The organism is Euzebya sp., from assembly GCF_964222135.1.
GTDB lineage: Bacteria > Actinomycetota > Nitriliruptoria > Euzebyales > Euzebyaceae > Euzebya.
In genome coordinates this window covers 42,008-60,261 of record NZ_CAXQBR010000021.1, presented here as the reverse complement: position 1 = coordinate 60,261, position 18,254 = coordinate 42,008, and the positions used below count along the sequence as shown (strand labels likewise).

Below are 18,254 nucleotides of genomic sequence, written 5' to 3'. Positions count from 1 at the left end.
GGGTCCCGCCACGGGGTATGTGCGAGCGACCAGCACCAGGGGGAACGGGGATGTCATGGCCGTCGACGCGGCGGAGACGACGATCGACCGCTCGGACGAGGAGGGGACGGGCGCCCTCAAGCGGGTCGTGGGCAGCCGCCTGCTGTTCTTCTTCATCGTCGGGGACATGCTCGGCGGCGGGATCTACGCCCTGGTGGGGGAGGTCGGGGGTGAGGTCGGCGGCGCCATCTGGGCGGCGTTCCTCGCCGCCTTCGTCATGGCCTCCCTGACCGCCTTCGCCTACGTCGAGCTGGTGACCAAGTACCCCCGGGCCGCCGGTGCCGCCCTGTACGTCAACCGCGCGTTCAAGCGTCCGTTCGTCACGTTCGTCGTCGCCTTCATCGTGATGGCGTCCGGCCTGACCTCGGCAGCGACGTTGGCCCGCGGGTTCGCCGGCGACTACCTGACCGCGTTCGTCGACGCGCCGGTCGTGCTGTCGGCGATCGCGGTGCTGGTGGTCCTCGCCCTCGTCAACCTGTGGGGGGTCGGGGAGTCCGTCAAGCTCAACGTCGCCTTCACCCTGATCGAGATCGTGGGGCTCATGATCATCGTGGGCGTGGGCATCGCGGCGCTCACCGGGGGAGGGGGAGGCGGCTCGGAGGTCGACCTGTCCCGGAACCTCGAGTTCGCCGGGGACTCGAGCCCGTGGTTGGTCGTGCTCGCCGGGGCGTCCCTGGCCTTCTACGCACTCATCGGCTTCGAGGACTCCGTGAACCTGGCCGAGGAGGTGCGCCGCCCCTCCCGCGCGTTCCCGATCGCCCTGTTCGGCGGCCTGGTGGCGGCCGGGGTGATCTACGTGGTGGTGACCGTGGTGGCGTCCGCGGTCGTGCCGACCGATGCGCTGGCGGACAGCGACGGGCCGCTCCTCGAGGTCATCAGGCGGGGACCAGGTGGCGTGAGCGAGGAGCTGTTCAGCGCCATCGCCCTCTTCGCGCTGGCCAACGGCGCGCTGATCAACATGATCATGGCATCCCGGTTGATGTACGGGATGTCGGAGGAGGGGATCCTCCCACCGGTGTTCGGGAAGGTCCTGCCGGGCCGGCGGACACCGGTGGTCGCGATCGCGCTCAGCGCGGTGATCGCGATCGTCCTGGCGATCACGGGCGACCTGGGGGACCTCGCGGACACCACGGTCCTGCTGCTCCTGCTCGTCTTCGCCGTCGTGAACGTCTCGGTGCTGGTCCTGCGGCGGGAGTCGGTGGGCCACGACCACTACGTCGCCCCGACCGCGCTCCCGGCCCTGGGTGCCGTCGTCAGCCTCGGCCTCGCGACGCAGAACGAGGCCGGGACCTGGCTGCGCGCCGGCCTGCTGGTCGCCCTCGGACTCGTCCTGTGGGCGGTCAACCGCGCGCTCGGCGGGGAGGGGCGCCGACCGGACGCCGAGGAGATCACACTCGACGTGTAGGGCGGCGGGTGGTGGTCCGGGTCGGGGTCGGGGTCGGGGTGCCCATCCGGGGGTCTGTCGGGTTCGTTGCGCGGAACGAGACGAAGGCGACAGACCCCGGCGAGGTGGGGGCGCGACAGATCCCTGGGGTGGGGCGGGCACCCACGCCGGCCCCCCGACTCCGACCGATCAGCCCGACGAGGCCTTCAGCGCCTGCTCCAGGTCGGCCAGGATGTCGTCGATGTGCTCGATGCCGACGCACAGGCGGATCATGTCCGGGGTGACCCCCGCCGACGCGAGCTCGTCCTCGGTCAGCTGGCGGTGGGTCGTCGAGGCCGGGTGGGCGGCGAGCGACTTGGTGTCCCCGATGTTGACCAGACGGGTGAACAGCTCGAGGGCGTCGTAGAACCGCTCGCCGGCCTCGAACCCTCCCTCGATCCCGAACGTCAGCAGCGCCGACGGCCGGCCACCGGTGTACTTCTGCGCCATCTGGTGGTACCGGGAGGACTCGAGCCCGCCGTACTCCACCCACGTGACCCGCTCGTGGGCCTCGAGGAACTCGGCGACGGCCTTCGCGTTCTCGGTGTGCCGCTCCATCCGCAGGTTGAGCGTCTCGATGCCCTGCATGATCTGCCAGGCGTTGAAGGGCGACACCGCCGCGCCGGTGTTGCGCAGCGCGACCGTCCGGGCCCGGCCGATGAAGGCCGCCGGCCCGAGCGCGTCGGAGTACACGACGCCGTGGTACGCGGGCTCCGGCTCGGTGAACTGCGGCCAGCGGCCGGCGTCGGCGGTCCAGTCGAAGTTCCCGCCGTCGACGATGGCACCGGCCACCGTGGTGCCGTGCCCACCCATGTACTTCGTCAGCGAGTGCACGACGATGTTCGCGCCCCAGCTGATCGGCTTGAGCAGCGCCGGCGTCGGGACGGTGTTGTCCACCACGACGGGCACGCCCTTGGCACGGGCCATCTCCACGATGGCCTCGAGGTCCGGGAGGTTCCCGGCGGGGTTGCCGATCGTCTCGCAGTACACCGCTCGGGTGCGGTCGTCGACCAGGGCCTCCAGGTCCTCCGCCGAGTCGCTCTCGGCGAAGCGCACGTCGATGCCCATGTCCGGGAGCATGTGGGTGAACAACGTGAACGTCCCGCCGTAGAGCTGGGGGACGGTCACGATGTTGTCGCCCGACTTGGCGAGGGTCAGGATCGCGTAGGTGATCGCCGCCTGGCCCGAGCTGGTGGCGAGTGCCGCGACCCCGCCCTCGAGCGCGGCGACCCGCGCTTCGAGGACCTCCTGGGTCGGGTTCATGATCCGCGTGTAGATGTTGCCCGGCACCGCCAGGTTGAACAGGTCCGCGCCGTGCTGGGCGTTGTCGAACTCGTAGGCGACCGTCTGGTAGATCGGCACGGCCACCGACTTCGTGGTCGGCTCGGGGTCGTACCCGGCGTGCAGGGCGATGGTCTCGTCGCGCATGGGATCCTCAGGGCTCGGTGGATGGCTCCCCCGCAGCCTCGACGGTGCCGGCGTCGTCCGCCAGTGGGTAATCGGTGGGATCCCCACCCGAGCTCCGCAGCCCCTCGAGTCGAGCGGTCAGGTCCATCCAGCCGCAGAAGGGCTGGGCGTCCGAGCCGTCGAGCCGGGTGAGCGTCCCCTCGATGGGCGCTGCACCCGGCACGATCGTCAGGAGCACGCGGACCGGGTCGGGATCACCCGCCCTCGACACACCCCTGCAGCGCGGTGATGGCCGCCTCGGCGATCGCCGGGTCATCAGGTTCGGCGTCGAAGTTGCCGGCCAGCTGGTCGATCTGGTCGGCGTCGAGCTCCTCGGCGAGGGCGTCGTAGATGCAGCCCGCCGTCTCCTCGTCGAGCTCGCCGCCGCTGCCCTCTGCGGCCGCGTCGATGAACGCCTGCCGGTCGCCGTCGTCCGCGCCGCCGCAGGCGGCCAGGCCGAGGACCAGCGCCACGGCGGTCAGGAGGGTCGATGTGCGTCGGATCATGGGATGTGCCTTCCGTTCGGTGGTGGGTGAGGGGTCACGGCTGCTCGGTGACGGTCGCGACGAAGGCGCCGTCGACGTGGCGGACGGGGTTGGACGGCCCGGGCTCGCGCCCGGTGGAGGTCACGGTCCCGCAGATCACCCCGTCGCCGATGTGGGTGAGCTCGACGGCGTTGTCGCGGTTGAGGGGGCGGTTCGACCCGTCGGCGGTGAAGAGGTTGAGGGCCGACAGGCCCATGCCCTCTGTCGGCGCGAAGACGTCGTCGGTGAAGGTCACGCCGTAGGTGCCGAGCGGGAACTCCGTCGCGCCCTCCGGCGGTCCCTCGAAGAGCATCGTGACGTGCGCCTCCCCCTCGGGCGGTGCGCCCGGCGAGGCCCAGGACTCCCCGAGCGCCACCGGGTCGGCCGTGGGGTCGGTGGTCAGCGTGCCGCCCAGGGTGGGCCCGAAGCCGCTGCCGTCCAGGTCGAGGACGAAGTGGCCGCCGGCGAAGGTGGTCTCGGGGAGGAGCTCCTCGTCCGGGAAGTCCAGGCTGACCTGGGTGATCGACAGCGTCGTCTCCGCCGGGCAACCCTCCACCCCTTCCCCGGGACCGTCGCCACCCGCCGCGGCCACCTCCTCGGTGGGCACGGCGTCGGTCGCGACGGCGTCCGTCGCCGCCGCGTCGGCCTCGACCAGGGTGCCCGTGCCGGTCGTGTCCGTGGCGGACGGCGATGCCTCGCCGGCGGTCGACGTCGATGCGGGGTCCACCTCGTCGGGCGGGCCGGCGTCAGCCGTGCGGTCGTCGCTCCCGCCGCACGCGGTGAGGATCAGGACGGTGGTGAGGCCGAGGGCGAGGTGCCGCCCGCGGTGGCCTGGTCGGTGGGTGTGGGATGCCATGGCGGCAGCATCCCGTCGCGCCGGCGCGCGGGCATCAGGGACCCACCCCTAACCTGGTCAGCCGAGCGCGTCGGGGAGCTCCTGCCGCGAGGCGATGCCGAGCTTCCGGTAGGTCGCCGACAGGTGCACCTCGACGGTCTTGCGGGTCACGTAGAGCGTCTCGGCGATCTCCCGGTTCGATCGCCCCTCCACCGCCAGCCGCGCCACCCGCAGCTCGGAGGGGGTCAGCGCATCGCGGCCGCTGATCGCGAGTCGGGGTTGGCGCGCCCCTGAGGCCTCCAGCTCCTCGACCGCCGAGCGGGCGAGGGCGGCGGCTCCGGCGGTGCGGGCGGCGTCGAGTCCGGCTCGCAGCACCTCCCGGGCCTGGCGGCGGCGGCCGGCACGGCGGAGCGCCGCACCGCGCGCCACCTGCACGCGCGCCTGCTCGAGACGGGCCTCGGACCCCTCGACGACCCCCTCCGCCTCATCGAGCGCCGTGATCTGCTCGTCGAGGTCGGCGGACACCGCGGCGACCGCCCGCAGGGCGGCCGCCAGGGGGCGTGCGGCGCCGAAGTGACGGGCTCGCCCCAGCTGCTCGGCGGCGAGGTCGACCGCGACGCCGTGATCTCCGCCGGCCCGCCGTGCGCGAGCCAACCCGTTGCGCCAGTCGTGCACCGGTCCGTCCCCTCCGGCGGCCGTGTGGACGGCGGCGGCGGCGGTGTAGGCCTCGACGGCCTCGTCGACCCGCCCACCGGCGAGGGCCAGCCGGCCCACGGATTCGAGGTAGGAGCCGAGGAACGGGGTCCGCACGTCGGTCACGGCGGGGTCGGGCAGGCTGGTCGCCGCCGCGGCCGCAGCCAGGTCCCCCCGCTCGAGCGCCGCCTCCGCCAGCACGTGGTGGGCCGCGACGAGCGCCGGTCGCGGCACGGACGGGAGCTCGTCCGCGAGCTCGACGGCCCAGGCCGCATCAGCCACCGCGTCCGCGATGCGCCCGGCGAAGAGCAGCAGGAAGCCGCGGAGGGGGAGCAGCCCGACGTGGGCGGCGAGGGCACCCCGCACCCGCACCTCTGCCATGGCGTGGTCCAGGAGCTCGAGCGCGTCGACGTAGCGGTCGCCGCACAGCAGGGCCCCGACCAGCGGTTGCAGCACGACCATCCCGAGCGCCCGGAGGTCGTCGTCGCCGCCCCGTGCCGCCGTCGCGAGCGCGAGGATGCGTTCGACGTGGAGGTCCCCCGCGAGCGCGCGATCACCCGCCGCGATGGCGAGGAGCATGCGGTCCGCGAGGTCCGGCGCGGGTGGCGGTGAGCCGACCAGCCCCGCCAGCCGCGCCTCGGCGTGCGCCGCGGGCTCGCCGGCCATGCGCGCCGCGATCAGGTGCCCGGCCACGAGCCTCGCCTCGACCTCCGGCACGGCAGGGGCGTCCGCCACCAGGCGTGCCACCCCTGCGGCGTACGCGCGCGTCGCGCGCCGGTACCACCCGGCGGCGTAGAGGACCTCGCCCAGGGAGACGGCGTCTGGGAGATCCCCGACCCCGTCCACGGCGGCGGCCAGGCGGGCGGTCGGCGACGAGGAGGTCGACGGCGGCGTCGGCCGTCGCCTCCACCCGGGGGTCGCCCACCGCCGCCTCGGCAGCGGCGAGGGTCGTCAGGAGCGCGCCGCGGGTGGTCCGGTCGGAGGCGGCGGCGAGGGCGCACCGGAGCAGCTCGACCGCCCGGTCGGGTGCGCTGCGCAGCAGGTCGCGGTCGGCGGCCCTGCGGAGGGCCTCGACCGCCCACGGCTCGGTGACCGGGTCGGCGGCGAGCAGGTGGGAGGCGACGTCCTCGTCCGGTGCGCCGGCAGCCTGGGCCCAGGCCGCTGCCCGCCCGTGGAGCCAGCGGCGCCGGGCCGTCCCGACGTCGTCGAGCACGACCTCGCGGATGATCGGGTGGGCGAAGCCGAGGGCGGGTCCGGCGTCGAGCAGGTCGGCGCTGGCCAGGTCGTCGATGAGCTCGGTCACCCGCTCCGACGACAGGCCGGTGAGCGCCGCGACCGAGGGGACCGAGGCCTGCGGACCCAGCACCGCGACGGCGGCGGCGACGTCCGCGGCGCCTGGACCGCTCTGGCCGAGCCGGACCAGCATCGACGTGCGGATCCCGTCCGGGCGCAGGTCGCCGATCCGTGACGCGGCTGCCTCGTCGGGCACGATGTGGGCGGTGCGGACCGCCGTGGTCACCTCGTGGCACAGGAAGGGGTTGCCCGCGACCGCCCCCGCGACGGCGCTGCAGAACCTGTCGTGCGCGTCGGGCAGGACGTGGCGCACCACCGCCCGGATCGCCCCGTCGCTCAGCGCCGGGACGTCGACCCGCGCGATCGAGGGGTGCACGTGCAGGTGGTGGAGCAGCTGCTGGTGCTCGGTCGGCACCGGTTGGCCGGTGCGGGCGGCCAGCGCCATCCCGACCCGGTGGCCCTCCAGGCGGGAGGCGAGGAAGGCCAGCAGCCGCAGGCTCGCCGCGTCAGCCCAGTGGACGTCGTCGACGACCAGCAGGAGGGGCGTGCGCTCCGCCGCGTTCGCGACCGCCCAGTGGAGGGCGTGGAGCAGGGCGAGGGGATCAGCCGCACCGCCCGGCGTGCCGTCGGGCACCTCCGGCGTGGCGTGGAGCAGGAGGGGGCCGGCCAGCGTCGCGGCGCCGTGGAACGTCGCCGCCGCGTCCACCCGGCGGGCGAGCGGCCCGAGCAGCTGGATCGCGACGCCCCACGGGTGGGCCTGCTCGAGGGCGTCACCGCGCGCGGACAGCACGGCCAGGCCCTCGCCGGCGTGCGCGGTCGCGTGCTGGAGCAGCGTCGTCTTCCCCACCCCCGCGGGGCCGACCAGGAGGACCGTGGCCCCGCGGCCGAGGTCGGCACCGTCCACCGCCTCTCCCAGCGCCGCCAGCTGGTCGGCGCGCTCGAGCAGCGGGGTGCGGGGGTCTCCGCCGGCCCCCGACCCGCTCGGCGCGTGACCGCTGGCGCCCATGCCCGCGGAGGCTACTCCACGCGGGTTCGAGGGGGTGTGGCCGCGGTTAGGCTGGGACGGTCATGGCCATCACCAAGTACATGGGCACCGAGACCGAGTTCGGGATCGCCGTCATCGGCCGCCCTGACTTCAACCCGGTGCTGGCGTCCTCCCTGGTCGTGAACGCCTACGCGTCCGATGGCCGGAACCGCGCCCGCTGGGACTACGAGGACGAGGACCCCCTGCGGGACGCCCGCGGGTACACCCAGCCGGGCGCCCACGAACCGGCCCCGGAGGACGACATCGGGCTGGCGAACTCGATCCTCACCAACGGGGCCCGGTTCTACGTCGACCACGCCCACCCCGAGTACTCCTCCCCGGAGGTGTCGAACCCGCTCGACGCGGTGGTGTGGGACAAGGCGGGGGAGCGGATCCTCGAGGTCGCCGCGCGGAAGGCGGCGCCGCTGGTCCCGGGCCACGAGGACGGCAACCCCGGCCGGATCCTGATCACCAAGAACAACACCGACGGCAAGGGCGCCGCCTACGGGATGCACGAGAACTACATCGTCGACCGGGCGACCCCCTTCGGCGAGATCGTGCGGCAGCTGACCCCGTTCTTCATCACCCGCCAGTCGATGGTGGGTGCCGGACGGGTCGGCACGGAGTTCCCGTCCGCCGAGGTCGACTACCAGGTCAGCCAGCGGGCGGACTTCTTCGAGGTCGAGGTCGGGCTCGAGACCACGCTCAAGCGCCCGATCATCAACACACGCGACGAACCGCACGCGGACCCCGACCGGTTCCGCCGCCTCCACGTCATAATCGGCGACGCGAACATGAGCGAGGTCTGCACGTACCTCAAGCTGGGCTCGACGGCGTTGGTGCTGTCGATGGTGGAGGACGGGTTCCTGCCGGCGGCGCCCACGGTCGCGAACCCCGTGAAGACCCTCCACCGGGTCAGCCACGACCTGACCTGCGCACGCCCCATCGAGCTGAGGGACGGTCGGCGCGTGCGACCGACCGAGCTCCAGTGGCACTACCTCGAGTGGGCCCAGAAGTGGGTCGAGACCCGGGATGCCCCGGACTGGGCTCCGGCCCTGCTGCGGACCTGGGAGCGGATCCTGACCACGCTCGAGGACGACCCGATGTCCCTCGACGGCGTGGTCGACTGGGTCACCAAGTACCGGATCATGCAGCGCTACGTCGAGCGGGACGGCCTGTCCTGGGACGACGGGAAGCTGAAGCTGATCGACATCCAGTACCACGACGTGCGGCGGGACAAGGGGCTGTACAACCGCCTCGTCGCGACCGGCCGCTGCGAGACCCTGGTCGCCGAGGACGAGGTGCGCGCGGCGGTCACCACCCCGCCGGAGGACACCCGGGCCTGGTTCCGCGGCCGCTGCCTCGAGAAGTTCCGGGACGCGGTGACCGCCGCCGGATGGGACTCGATGATCTTCGACGTGGGCGGGGAGACCCTCCAGCGGGTGCCGATGATGGATCCCGGCCGGGGGACCAGGGCGATGACCGGTGCGCTGATCGACGGCGCCGACACCGCCCGCCAGCTGCTCGACCAGCTGCAGGGGTGACCCGGACCCGGCTGACGGCGCGCGGGCGGTTCGTGGTCGCGTTGCTCGCCGCGTTCCTGCTGGTCGGGGCCGCCCGCGTGGTGGGCGGTGGCGATCCAGCGCGGACCCTGGTGCGGGCCGGGGTGGGGGAGAAGGCTGTCGTCGTCCAGACGCTCCAGGGCGAGGCCACCTGGTACGGGCCGGGCCTGCCCGCGGACGCGGTGACCGCGTCGGGGTCGCCGTTCGACCCGACCGCGCTGTCCGCGGCGCACGGCAGCCTCGAGTTCGGGACCCAGGTGCGGGTCACCCGCCCGGAGACCGGCGCGTCGGTCGTGGTGACGGTCGACGACCGCCTCCCCGACGGCGGGCCGGGGAGGATCGACCTGACCCGCGCGGCGGGGGAGCGGCTGGGCATCATCGAGGCCGGCCGCGCCCCGGTGACCCTGGAGGTGCTGGCACCGGCGGGCCAGTAGACTCCCGGTGACGTCAGACCCCCCAGGAGGCTGCGATGAGCGACGGCGGACAGGTCCGCAAGCAGAAGGGCAAGCAGACCGAGGAGCAGGAGTCCACGGTCGAGCAGGACGCCCCCGAGGTCGACACCTCCGACGTGGACGACCTGCTGGACGAGATCGACGGCGTCCTCGAGGAGAACGCCGAGGAGTTCGTCAAGAACTACGTCCAGAAGGGCGGCCAGTAGCGCAACCGGCCGGCCCGGAGATGTCGCCGGGTCGCCGTCGCGGGATCGACGTACCGTCGAAGACCGGGCTTATCGAGGCCCCAGGTGAGGGCAGAGGACCCACCAGGCTCCGTGTGCTCCTCGTGGACCCGTAGACGTGCCACGTGGTGGGGTTCATCCATGACGCGACCGCGGCGTCCGCGGCCTGTCGTCACGGTGGTGCGGTGGTCAGCGCAGTCTGATCAGCCCTCGGTCGACCGCGGCTGCGACGGCGGCGGTGCGGGTGTCGACGTCGAGCTTGGCGAAGATGTGGACCAGGTGGGTCTTGACGGTGGCTTCGCTGATGTGCAGCCGGCGGGCGATCGCCCGGTTGCCGAGCCCCTCGGCGACCGCGTCGAGCACCTCGAGCTCCCGGGTGCTCAACGCGTCGCGTGGGGGCTGGCGGACGCGGTCCACCAGCCGCGACGCGACGGTCGATGCCAGCACGGTCTCTCCCGCCGCCGCCGAGCGGATCGCGTCGAACAGCTCCTCGGGCGGGGCGTCCTTCAGCCGGTAGCCGACGGCGCCTGCCTCTAGCCCGGACAGGATGTCAGCGTCGGTGTCGTAGGTCGTGAGGATGATGACCCGTGGCGACGCGTCGAGCTCGGTGAGCCGTCGGGTGGCGGCTGCGCCGCCGATGCCCGGCATCTGCAGATCCATCAGCACCACGTCGGGCAAGTCGAGCACCGCCCGTCCGACGGCCTGCTCGCCCGTGGCGGCCTCACCGACCACCGCGAGGTCGGGCTGGCTGTCGATCACGGCCCGCAGTCCGCTGCGGACGACGGGATGGTCATCGACGATCAGGATCCGGATCACTCGGGCCTCCGGGGGATCGCAGCCATCACCGCCGTGCCCTCGCCGCGGGCGCTCTCCACGACGAGCGTTCCCCCGACGTCGCGGAGCCGCTCGCGCATGACCTGCAAGCCGAACCCCGACCCGTCGGCGCGGGCCCGGACGGCGTCGGGGTCGAACCCGACGCCGTCGTCGACCACGTCGAGCGCGGTGCAGTCGTCGAGGTAGGACAACGTCACCCGCACGTCGTGGGGGCGCCCGTGGGTCGTCGCGTTCGCCAACGCCGACTGCGCGACACGGAGCAGCGCGAGCTCGTGGGCGACCGGCAGGCGCTGGGGCTGGCCCACCACACGGAAGTCGACGTCGACGCCGCGGGCGGCCGCGGTCCTCCGGTCGAACCATCGTTGCCGACGACCCCATCCGACGATGGATGGCGCCGCTCACGACGGCGTCGAGCATCGGTGCGGAAGCGTCGGAGGAGGCAGATGATGTTCGTCGGCTTGCGCGATCTGTGGTTCGCCCGAGGTCGGTTCGCGTTGATGACCACGGTCGTGGCGCTGGTCGCCCTGCTCGTCGTCATGCTGTCGGGCCTGACCGCCGGGCTCGGTGCGGAGAACACCTCCGCCATCGCGGGCCTTGACGCCACCCACATCGTGTTGCAGGACACCAGCGACGGGCCCTCGTTCGAGCAGAGCCGATTCGGCGCTGCAGCGGTGGACGCCTGGGCATCGCGACCACGGGTGGCCGCGGCTGCACCGCTCGGCATCAGCCGCGCCAACCTGACGACTGGCGACACCGACATCGGCGTGGTCCTGTTCGGCGTCGATCCGGCCGACGCCGCGGCACCCGCGAGCTTGGACCACGACACCACGGTCGTGGTGCCACGCAGCCTCGCCGACGACCACGACCTCGCCGTCGGCGACCACGTCGCGATCGGTGACACGGCCCTGACCGTGGCGGGCACGACCGACGACGCGTCGTTCTCCCACTCGCCCGTGGTGTGGGTCGACCTGTCGGACTGGAACCGGCTCGCCGGCGCCCACGGTGCCGTCACCGCGATCGCCCTCGACGCACCCGACGGCCTGGACGGGGTCGCCCCGGTCGCCGGGACCACGGTCCAGTCCGTGGGCGACAGCTTCTCCGCGATCGGCAGCTACGCGGAGGAGAACGGGTCGCTGCAGATGATCCGCGGGTTCCTCCTGGTCATCTCGGCTCTCGTGATCGGTGCCTTCTTCACCGTGTGGACGATGCAGCGACGCCACGACATCGCGATCCTCAAGGCGATGGGCGCCTCGACGCGGTACCTGCTCGGCGACGCCCTCGGCCAGGCCGTCATCGTGCTGACCACCGCTGCCGTGGTCGGGGGTGGCATCGGGTACGGCATCGGCCGTCTGGTCTCGAGCACCGTCCCGTTCGTCTCCACGGCCACCACCACCGTGGCACCGCTGCTCGCCCTCGTGGTGATCGGCCTGCTCGGCGCGGTCGTGGCCGTGCGCTCCATCACCACCGTCGACCCGCTGACCGCCCTGGGGGCCAACCGATGACGCTGACGATGACCGACATCACCCTCACCTACGAGGACGGCGACGCCACCCTGACCGCTCTCGACGGCATCGACCTCTCGGTGGACGCCGGCGAGTTCGCCGCCGTGGCCGGCCCGTCCGGTTCGGGCAAGTCGAGCCTGCTGGCCGTCGCCGGCACCTTGCTGCGCCCGCAGTCCGGCACCGTCACGATCGCCGGGACCGACGTGACCGCTCTCGACGACGCGACGCGCACCGCGGTCCGCGCGGACCGCATCGGGTTCGTGTTCCAGGGCGTCAACCTGTTGGTCTCGCTGACCGCCGTCGATCAGCTGCTCGTCGGCGTCCACCTGCGCGGAGGGAACCCCCGCGCTCGACGCGCCGACGCGGTCGAGCTGCTCACCGAACTCGGTCTGGCCTCCAAGATCGACCGGAGACCCCACCAGCTGTCCGGCGGCGAACGCCAACGCGTCGGCATCGCCCGCGCGCTGATCAACCGCCCCCACGTGCTGCTGGTCGACGAACCCACCTCGGCGCTCGACCACGACCGCGGCAGCCAGATCGTGAACCTGCTCTCCCGGCTGACCCACCGCCACGGCGTCGCCACCCTCATGGTCACCCACGACCGCAGCCAGCTCGATCACGTCGACACCGTCCACCACCTCGTCGACGGCCACCTGCAGGCCGTCGCATCGGCTGTTCCGTGACCGACGCCGTGGCGTCCGCACCCGACGCGTGGCGTCGCGGGTCGCGACGGGCACGCGGCACGTCGAGATGTGATCGACCGGTGGCGGCGGGCGGTCATCGCGGTGGCGCGCACGGGAGTGGCGCCGCTTGCTACTGTCGGGTCGGGTACAGGACACCGCGGCCAGACCGTTGCGAGCCACCCCGGTCAGGGGCCATGACCCGTGTGCGGGCGATGTGAGGGTGGCCGGTCACCCACAGGAGGAGAGCGATGTCCGGCTCTGAGGTTCGTCCCGATGGTCGGTCCACCACTGGTTCGGGGGCGCCGGCCCCCAGCGACCGCAACTCGCTGACGGTCGGCACCGACGGCCCACTGCTCCTGCACGACGTGCACTTCCTCGAGCAGATGGCGCACTTCAACCGCGAGAAGGTGCCCGAGCGCCAGCCCCACGCCAAGGGTGCCGGCGCCTTCGGCACGTTCGAGGTCACCGAGGACGTCTCGCAGTTCACGCGGGCCGCCCTGTTCCAGCCGGGCGCCTCCACCGACATGCTGATCCGCTTCTCCACCGTGGCGGGCGAGATGGGGAGCCCCGACACCTGGCGCGACGTGCGCGGCTTCTCGATCAAGTTCTACACCTCCGAGGGCAACTACGACCTGGTCGGCAACAACACGCCGATCTTCTTCGTCCGCGACCCGATGAAGTTCCCCCACTTCATCCGCAGCCAGAAGCGCCTCCCCGACTCCGGCCTGCGCGACAACCACATGCAGTGGGACTTCTGGACCCTCAACCCCGAGTCGGCGCACCAGGTCACCTACCTGATGGGTGACCGCGGCCTGCCGCGCACCTGGCGGCACATGGACGGCTTCGGCTCCCACACCTTCATGTGGGTGAACGCCGGCGGCGAGCGGTTCTGGGTGAAGTACCACTTCAAGACCGACCAGGGCTGGCAGACCCTCACCAACCAGGAGGCCGCCGACCTGGCCGGGTCCGACGCCGACTTCCACCGGCGCGACCTGTTCGAGTCGATCGCGCGGGGCGACCTGCCCTCGTGGACGCTCAAGGTCCAGGTGATGCCGTACGAGGACGCCAAGGACTACCGGTTCAACCCCTTCGACCTCACCAAGATCTGGCCCCAGGGCGACTACCCCCTCATCCCGGTCGGGACGATGCGGTTGAACCGGAACCCGGAGAACTTCTTCGCCGAGATCGAGCAGGCGGCGTTCTCACCGGGGAACGTGGTCCCGGGCATCGGCCTGTCGCCGGACAAGATGCTCCTCGGCCGGGCGTTCGCCTACAACGACGCCCAGCGCAACCGGATCGGCACGAACTTCCACCAGCTGCCGGTCAACCGCCCCCGCGTCGAGGTCAACTCCTACCTCTTCGACGGGCAGATGGCATACGAGCACTCGGGCAGCCAGCCCGTCTACGCCCCGAACTCCGCAGGCCGTGCGTGGGCCGACGGCGACGCCACGCCCGAGGAGTCGTGGGCGGTCGACGGCGACATGGTGCGCGCCGCCTACACCCTGCGTCGCGACGACGACGACTTCTCCCAGCCGGGGACGTTGGTGCGCGAGGTGTTCGACGACGGCGCCCGGGACCGGCTCGTCGAGCAGGTGAGCGGTTCCCTGCTGGGTGGCGTGCGCGGCGAGGTGCTGGATCGCGCCGTCGGCTACTGGACGAGCATCGACAGCGAGGTCGGCAAGCGCATCGAGGAGGTCGTGCGCCGCGACGCCGCCCCCGAGCCCGTCCCCGGCATGGGCGAGGGCTGATCCGGGAGCGGCCCGTCGCTCTGTCGTCGCCCTGAAGAGGTCGAGCTCGATCTCGTAGGACGGCTCGGGACGCTTGAACAGGTACTCGCCGTTGCGGATCGACGCCAGCACGCTCGCGCGCTGGCGGACGGCTTCGAACGGCGAGTCCGCGTCCAGCACCAGGAAGTTGGCGGGCTTGCCCTCCTCGATGCCGTACTGGTCCTCGACGTTCAGCGTCTTCGCGCCGTTGTAGGTGATCAGGTCCAAGCACCGGTCCAGCTCGTCGAAACGACATGGTCTGGGCCAGGTGGATGCCGTTGTCGAGGATGTTCATCATGTTGCCGTTGCCCGCCGGGTACCACGCATCGTTGATCGAGTCCTGCCCGAAGCAGACGTTGATGCCGCTCGCCCACATCTCCTTCACCCGCGTGAGACCCCGCCGCCTCGGATAGGTGTCCTGGCGTCCCTGCAGGTAGGCGTTCTCGGTGGGGTTGGCGATGAAGTTCAACCCGGACCTCTGGAACAGGCCCCTCATGCGGAATGCGTAGGCGTCGTCGGCCGAGCCGAAGGAGCAGGTGTGGCTGGCGGTCGAGCGGGTGCCGATCCCCGCGGTCATCACCAGGGCGTTGAGCAGCTCGACGAAGCGGCTCATCGGGTCGTCGGTCTCGTCGCATCCGCAGGCCCTCCTCCACGAGCTCGTCGCCGCGGTCGAAGGCGTCATGCCCTCCTGCGGGAAGGCGACGATCTGGATGGTGACGTTGTCCTCCAGCTGCTCGCGGATCTCGAGCATCGCCGTCAACCCGGTCAGCTCGGAATCCGTCACACGTCGATGTGGGTGCGGATGAACTGGACGCCGTGGGACACCTCCTCGCGGATGCCCTTCAGCGCCCGCTCCTTGGCGTCCTCCAGTGTCTGGGTCTTCTTCACGTGGTGCCAGCGCTCGATGCCCTCGAACAGCGTGCCGCTCGTGTTCGCGGCGCCCTCGCTCTGGGCGGTGTAGACGTAGTCGAGGTGGAGGTGGGGGTCGACGTAGGGGGGCACCACCAGCCGGCCGCCCAGATCGATCTCCTCCTCGGCTCCTGGGAGATCCGTGCCGATCCGGGAGATGACGCCGCCGTCGACCAGGATCTCGCTGGTCGCGTCGTGCTGCCGGTAGATCCGGGCGTTGGTGAACTTCTTCACGGCGTCTCCTTGTCGTGGGCGGGTGGTGGGGACGAGCGCAGGGTGGTCTCGACGAAGTAGGCGATGACGGCGGCGGCGACGAAGCACCCGAGGGACACGTAGACGATGGACCGGACGCCGGATCGCTCGGTGATGGCGGCCAGCAGCAGCCCGCCGACCCCGGTGACGATCATGATCGAGAAGTTGAAGACGCTCGACTGCACCGACGTGGCGACGTCCTCGGCCTCCTCGACCTGCGTGCTGACGGCGGTCTGGTACATCGTCACGAGCGGTCCGACGGACAGGCCACAGAGCAGGAACGCGATGTGGGAGATCCCGGGCGTCCCCCGGAAGAGCAGCAGCAATGCCATCGCGATGGCACCGACGGCCAAGGTGATGACGATCAAGGGGCGCAGGTGGACGTCGATGTACCGGGCGGAGATCACCAGCGACAGGACCGAGCCGACCCGAAGATCAGCAACGCCATCCCCATGCCGCCCGTGAAGTCGATCAGCTCCACCAGCAACGTGATGTAGGTGTACGCACCGTAGTGCGCGGCGACCGACAGGAACGTCAGCAACAGGACCATGAGGATCGTGGGCATCCTCGCCACGGTCACCGGTGAGTTGCTCCTGGTGCGCTGCTCACCCCCGACCGCGGGCAGGGACACGTACGACAGGGCGGCGATCACGATGGCCCAGCACGCCCAGGACGACGAAGACGGTCCGCCAGCCGAACTGCAGGCCAACGGTGGTCATGGCGGGCAGGCCGACGCAGATCCCCAGGGTGTTGCCCGAATGATCACGGTGATGGCCTTGCCGTGCACGTGCTCGGGGACCAACCGCGTGCCGTAGGCGGCGATCATCGGCCACATCACGCCGGCGCAGACGCCCCCGACGACCCGGGCGCCGACGATGAGGCCGTAGGACGACGTGGCGGCGACGACGGAGTTCGAGGCAGCGTACCCGACGAGGAGCACCATCAGCAGCGCCTTGCGGTTGACCGCCAGGGTGGCGCTGACGAGGGGGATGGCGGCGATGGCGGAGGCGAGCGCGTAGGCACCCACCAAGAAGCCCACCTGGCCCTCCTCGACCCCGAGGCCCTCGGTCATCTGCGGCAGGATGCCGGACACCACGAGTTCCGACAGGATCCCGAGGACGGTGACGCTGGCCATCAGGCCGAAGACGAACCACGAGACGGTCTGCTGCACGCCGGAGGGGGTGCTGACGGACATCGTCGCTCACATCTCCTCTCCTCCGCGGCCGGCTACCCGTTTCGGGTGCTCGACAAACCCAGCGCCCAGCAGTGCGGCGGCCAGCAGCCTCTAGGCGTCCCCGAGGTCCAGGGTCGGCTCCCCACCGTCGTACACCAGCGCGTCGCCCTCGACGCGGGTGACGTCGGTCATCCGGTGGTGTGCCAGCCGGCCGTCGTGGAACAGGTGGCGCACGTCCACCCCGTGGACTGCGGTGACGTGGTCGGCGATGAGCCGGCGGTGGCAGCGCCACCACAGCGACTCCGAGCAGAGGATGACCGATCGCTGCTCGGTGAGCTGCTCCAGGAGCTCGCCGACCGCCGTGGCGAACTCGGCGGTGTCCATGTGATCGGCGTAGGCCCTGAACGACGGGTGGCGCAGCCCCGTGTGCGGCGATCCCTCCGCGGGTCGTCTGCGCCCGCCGAGGCGCTCGTCCCAGCGGTAGCCCACGCCGGCCTCGGGCAGCCAGCGCGCCATCGCGTCGCGCGCCGCGTGGGGATGGCGGCGGCTGCCGGGGAACCGCCTGACGTCGACGACCGCCTCGACGTCGGCGTCGGTGAGCAGGCGCACCAGCTCCTCCTGGCTCGCCGTGCCGTGGCCGACGGTCAGCAGCACGTCACGGCCGGCGTGATCCGACGGGGTGCTCCTGCAGCGGGACCAGGCCGTCGCCCCGTGCCCCGTGGCGCCAGGACCGGCAGTCGGGCGATCACCCGGCGAACTCCCTGACCGGCCGGCCGGTGACCCCCGGCGTCGCCCGGAACAGCGCGCCGGCGAGGGGGTCCTCGTCTCGGTCAGCCCCTCCCGGGAGGTCGTGATGAACAGCTGGTCGAGGTGCTCGCCGCCGAACGTGCAGGCGGTGACCATCCGCGCGGGCACCTCGATGACCTCGTCGAGGACGCCGTCGGGCCTGTACCGCTGGACGGCGCCGCCGTTGGCGATGGCGGTCCACACCCCTCCCTCGACGTCGACCGTCAGCCCGTCCGGCCAGCCGCCATCGGGGACCTCGGCGAACGTCCGACGGTTGCTGAGCCCTGCACGGCTGTCGTAGTCGAAGACGTCGATGCGATGGGTGGCGGTGTCGTTGGAGTAGGCACGCGACCCGTCAGGGCTCCACTCCAGGCCGTTGGAGATGGTGACGTCGGAGAGGACGACGGTGACCGTGAGGTCGGGATCGAGCCGGTAGACGGAGGCCGCGCCAGGTCGCTGGTCGTAGGCCATGGACCCGCAGTAGAAGCGACCGTCGGGGTCGCAGCCGCCCTCGTTCATCCGGATCTGCGTGCTGGACCAGATCTCCGGCAGTGCCGCGACCGACCCGTCCAGGTCCTCGAGGGCGAAGCCACGTTCGACCGCGATCACCGCGCCACCCCCGCGACGCGGCCGGACCGCGGCGGCCACCGATCCGACGTGCCGGCGACCGACCGTGCCCGCCTCGTCCAGGGAGAGGATGTCGCCGGCCAGCATGTCGACCCAGCGGAGCCCGCCCCAGCGGGAGGACCACACCGGGCCCTCACCGTGGTAGGCCACCGGATCCGTCACCTGGTCGACGTCCATCGAGTCCTCCGCATCTGTCGATCCTCCGG

The 18,254-nt window shown here is 72.0% G+C and carries 19 protein-coding genes and 2 pseudogenes; 7 read left to right on the top strand and 14 right to left on the bottom strand.

Going from position 1 to position 18,254, the window contains the following annotated elements:
* Window positions 1-55: 55 nt before the first annotated feature.
* Entirely contained in the window at window positions 56-1,444 is a 1,389-nt protein-coding gene (locus ACEQ2X_RS05515) for an APC family permease (protein ID WP_370324785.1), read from the top strand.
* Window positions 1,445-1,612: 168 nt separating this feature from the next.
* Here ACEQ2X_RS05515 and ACEQ2X_RS05510 read toward each other — a convergent pair whose 3' ends face one another.
* From ACEQ2X_RS05510 to ACEQ2X_RS05485, 6 genes are read right to left on the bottom strand one after another with little or no spacing between them, the layout of a single operon-like run.
* Window positions 1,613-2,890 carry an O-acetylhomoserine aminocarboxypropyltransferase/cysteine synthase family protein gene (locus ACEQ2X_RS05510; RefSeq protein WP_370324784.1) on the bottom strand — a complete coding sequence of 426 codons (1,278 nt, stop codon included), beginning with the start codon at window positions 2,888-2,890 and terminating at the stop codon, window positions 1,613-1,615.
* Between the two features lie 7 nt (window positions 2,891-2,897).
* Entirely contained in the window at window positions 2,898-3,107 is a 210-nt protein-coding gene (locus ACEQ2X_RS05505; RefSeq protein WP_370324783.1) for a hypothetical protein, read from the bottom strand.
* A 16-nt stretch (window positions 3,108-3,123) separates the two neighbouring features.
* Complete coding sequence (locus ACEQ2X_RS05500) at window positions 3,124-3,414, bottom strand: hypothetical protein (protein WP_370324782.1); 291 nt, start codon at window positions 3,412-3,414, stop codon at window positions 3,124-3,126.
* Between the two features lie 34 nt (window positions 3,415-3,448).
* Window positions 3,449-4,288 carry a hypothetical protein gene (locus tag ACEQ2X_RS05495; protein ID WP_370324781.1) on the bottom strand — a complete coding sequence of 280 codons (840 nt, stop codon included), beginning with the start codon at window positions 4,286-4,288 and terminating at the stop codon, window positions 3,449-3,451.
* A gap of 57 nt (window positions 4,289-4,345) precedes the next feature.
* A complete protein-coding gene (locus tag ACEQ2X_RS05490; protein ID WP_370324780.1) occupies window positions 4,346-5,626 on the bottom strand; it encodes a LuxR C-terminal-related transcriptional regulator in 1,281 nt (426 codons plus the stop codon).
* A complete protein-coding gene (locus tag ACEQ2X_RS05485) occupies window positions 5,514-7,259 on the bottom strand; it encodes an AAA family ATPase (RefSeq protein ID WP_370324779.1) in 1,746 nt (581 codons plus the stop codon). Before ACEQ2X_RS05485 ends, ACEQ2X_RS05490 begins: the two co-directional genes overlap by 113 nt.
* Before the next feature lie 62 nt (window positions 7,260-7,321).
* Between ACEQ2X_RS05485 and dop the strand changes: the two genes are divergently transcribed.
* From dop to ACEQ2X_RS05470, 3 genes are read left to right on the top strand one after another with little or no spacing between them, the layout of a single operon-like run.
* Window positions 7,322-8,821 (top strand): depupylase/deamidase Dop, encoded by a 1,500-nt coding sequence (gene dop / locus ACEQ2X_RS05480; RefSeq protein ID WP_370324778.1) that lies wholly within the window; start codon window positions 7,322-7,324, stop codon window positions 8,819-8,821.
* Entirely contained in the window at window positions 8,818-9,273 is a 456-nt protein-coding gene (locus ACEQ2X_RS05475; RefSeq protein ID WP_370324777.1) for a septal ring lytic transglycosylase RlpA family protein, read from the top strand. Before dop ends, ACEQ2X_RS05475 begins: the two co-directional genes overlap by 4 nt.
* Window positions 9,274-9,308: 35 nt before the next feature.
* Window positions 9,309-9,497 (top strand): ubiquitin-like protein Pup, encoded by a 189-nt coding sequence (locus tag ACEQ2X_RS05470; protein ID WP_370324776.1) that lies wholly within the window; start codon window positions 9,309-9,311, stop codon window positions 9,495-9,497.
* 207 nt (window positions 9,498-9,704) lie between these two features.
* On the opposite strand, the gene ACEQ2X_RS05465 is transcribed toward ACEQ2X_RS05470, so the two are convergent.
* Window positions 9,705-10,331 (bottom strand): response regulator, encoded by a 627-nt coding sequence (locus tag ACEQ2X_RS05465; protein ID WP_370324775.1) that lies wholly within the window; start codon window positions 10,329-10,331, stop codon window positions 9,705-9,707.
* On the bottom strand, window positions 10,328-10,654 hold the full coding sequence (locus tag ACEQ2X_RS05460; RefSeq protein ID WP_370324774.1) for a sensor histidine kinase: 327 nt from the start codon (window positions 10,652-10,654) through the stop codon (window positions 10,328-10,330). Before ACEQ2X_RS05460 ends, ACEQ2X_RS05465 begins: the two co-directional genes overlap by 4 nt.
* Before the next feature lie 141 nt (window positions 10,655-10,795).
* Between ACEQ2X_RS05460 and ACEQ2X_RS05455 the strand changes: the two genes are divergently transcribed.
* The 3 genes from ACEQ2X_RS05455 (at window position 10,796) to ACEQ2X_RS05445 (ending at window position 14,282) form a co-directional block, all read left to right on the top strand.
* Window positions 10,796-11,851 (top strand): ABC transporter permease, encoded by a 1,056-nt coding sequence (locus ACEQ2X_RS05455; RefSeq protein WP_370324773.1) that lies wholly within the window; start codon window positions 10,796-10,798, stop codon window positions 11,849-11,851.
* On the top strand, window positions 11,848-12,534 hold the full coding sequence (locus ACEQ2X_RS05450) for an ABC transporter ATP-binding protein (RefSeq protein WP_370324772.1): 687 nt from the start codon (window positions 11,848-11,850) through the stop codon (window positions 12,532-12,534). Before ACEQ2X_RS05455 ends, ACEQ2X_RS05450 begins: the two co-directional genes overlap by 4 nt.
* 248 nt (window positions 12,535-12,782) lie before the next feature.
* Window positions 12,783-14,282 carry a catalase gene (locus ACEQ2X_RS05445; protein ID WP_370324771.1) on the top strand — a complete coding sequence of 500 codons (1,500 nt, stop codon included), beginning with the start codon at window positions 12,783-12,785 and terminating at the stop codon, window positions 14,280-14,282.
* Between the two features lie 36 nt (window positions 14,283-14,318).
* Here the strand turns inward: ACEQ2X_RS05445 and ACEQ2X_RS05440 are convergent.
* The 6 genes and pseudogenes from ACEQ2X_RS05440 to ACEQ2X_RS05415 all read right to left on the bottom strand — a co-directional run.
* Window positions 14,319-15,443: pseudogene (locus ACEQ2X_RS05440) on the bottom strand (amidohydrolase family protein); the annotation flags it as partial.
* Window positions 15,440-15,868 carry an MFS transporter gene (locus tag ACEQ2X_RS05435; RefSeq protein WP_370324770.1) on the bottom strand — a complete coding sequence of 143 codons (429 nt, stop codon included), beginning with the start codon at window positions 15,866-15,868 and terminating at the stop codon, window positions 15,440-15,442. The pseudogene ACEQ2X_RS05440 and the gene ACEQ2X_RS05435, both read right to left, overlap by 4 nt.
* Complete coding sequence (locus ACEQ2X_RS05430; protein ID WP_370324769.1) at window positions 15,865-16,026, bottom strand: hypothetical protein; 162 nt, start codon at window positions 16,024-16,026, stop codon at window positions 15,865-15,867. The genes ACEQ2X_RS05435 and ACEQ2X_RS05430 overlap by 4 nt, the downstream gene beginning before the upstream one ends.
* A 150-nt stretch (window positions 16,027-16,176) precedes the next feature.
* Complete coding sequence (locus ACEQ2X_RS05425; protein ID WP_370324768.1) at window positions 16,177-16,656, bottom strand: MFS transporter; 480 nt, start codon at window positions 16,654-16,656, stop codon at window positions 16,177-16,179.
* Between the two features lie 90 nt (window positions 16,657-16,746).
* Entirely contained in the window at window positions 16,747-17,244 is a 498-nt protein-coding gene (locus tag ACEQ2X_RS05420; RefSeq protein WP_370324823.1) for a DUF488 family protein, read from the bottom strand.
* A gap of 136 nt (window positions 17,245-17,380) precedes the next feature.
* Window positions 17,381-18,225, bottom strand: a pseudogene (locus ACEQ2X_RS05415) (SMP-30/gluconolactonase/LRE family protein).
* Window positions 18,226-18,254 lie beyond the last annotated feature (29 nt).

Bases quoted from the DNA above. Each gene is read 5' to 3' on its own strand.
- ACEQ2X_RS05515 (WP_370324785.1), top strand. From the start codon at position 56: ATGGCCGTCGACGCGGCGGAGACGACGATCGACCGCTCGGACGAGGAG.
- ACEQ2X_RS05510 (WP_370324784.1), bottom strand. From the start codon at position 2,890: ATGCGCGACGAGACCATCGCCCTGCACGCCGGGTACGACCCCGAGCCG.
- ACEQ2X_RS05500 (WP_370324782.1), bottom strand. From the start codon at position 3,414: ATGATCCGACGCACATCGACCCTCCTGACCGCCGTGGCGCTGGTCCTC.
- ACEQ2X_RS05495 (WP_370324781.1), bottom strand. From the start codon at position 4,288: ATGGCATCCCACACCCACCGACCAGGCCACCGCGGGCGGCACCTCGCC.
- ACEQ2X_RS05490 (WP_370324780.1), bottom strand. From the start codon at position 5,626: ATGGCCGGCGAGCCCGCGGCGCACGCCGAGGCGCGGCTGGCGGGGCTG.
- ACEQ2X_RS05485 (WP_370324779.1), bottom strand. From the start codon at position 7,259: ATGGGCGCCAGCGGTCACGCGCCGAGCGGGTCGGGGGCCGGCGGAGAC.
- dop (WP_370324778.1), top strand. From the start codon at position 7,322: ATGGCCATCACCAAGTACATGGGCACCGAGACCGAGTTCGGGATCGCC.
- ACEQ2X_RS05470 (WP_370324776.1), top strand. From the start codon at position 9,309: ATGAGCGACGGCGGACAGGTCCGCAAGCAGAAGGGCAAGCAGACCGAG.
- ACEQ2X_RS05455 (WP_370324773.1), top strand. From the start codon at position 10,796: ATGTTCGTCGGCTTGCGCGATCTGTGGTTCGCCCGAGGTCGGTTCGCG.
- ACEQ2X_RS05450 (WP_370324772.1), top strand. From the start codon at position 11,848: ATGACGCTGACGATGACCGACATCACCCTCACCTACGAGGACGGCGAC.
- ACEQ2X_RS05445 (WP_370324771.1), top strand. From the start codon at position 12,783: ATGTCCGGCTCTGAGGTTCGTCCCGATGGTCGGTCCACCACTGGTTCG.
- ACEQ2X_RS05430 (WP_370324769.1), bottom strand. From the start codon at position 16,026: ATGCCCACGATCCTCATGGTCCTGTTGCTGACGTTCCTGTCGGTCGCC.
- ACEQ2X_RS05425 (WP_370324768.1), bottom strand. From the start codon at position 16,656: ATGTCCGTCAGCACCCCCTCCGGCGTGCAGCAGACCGTCTCGTGGTTC.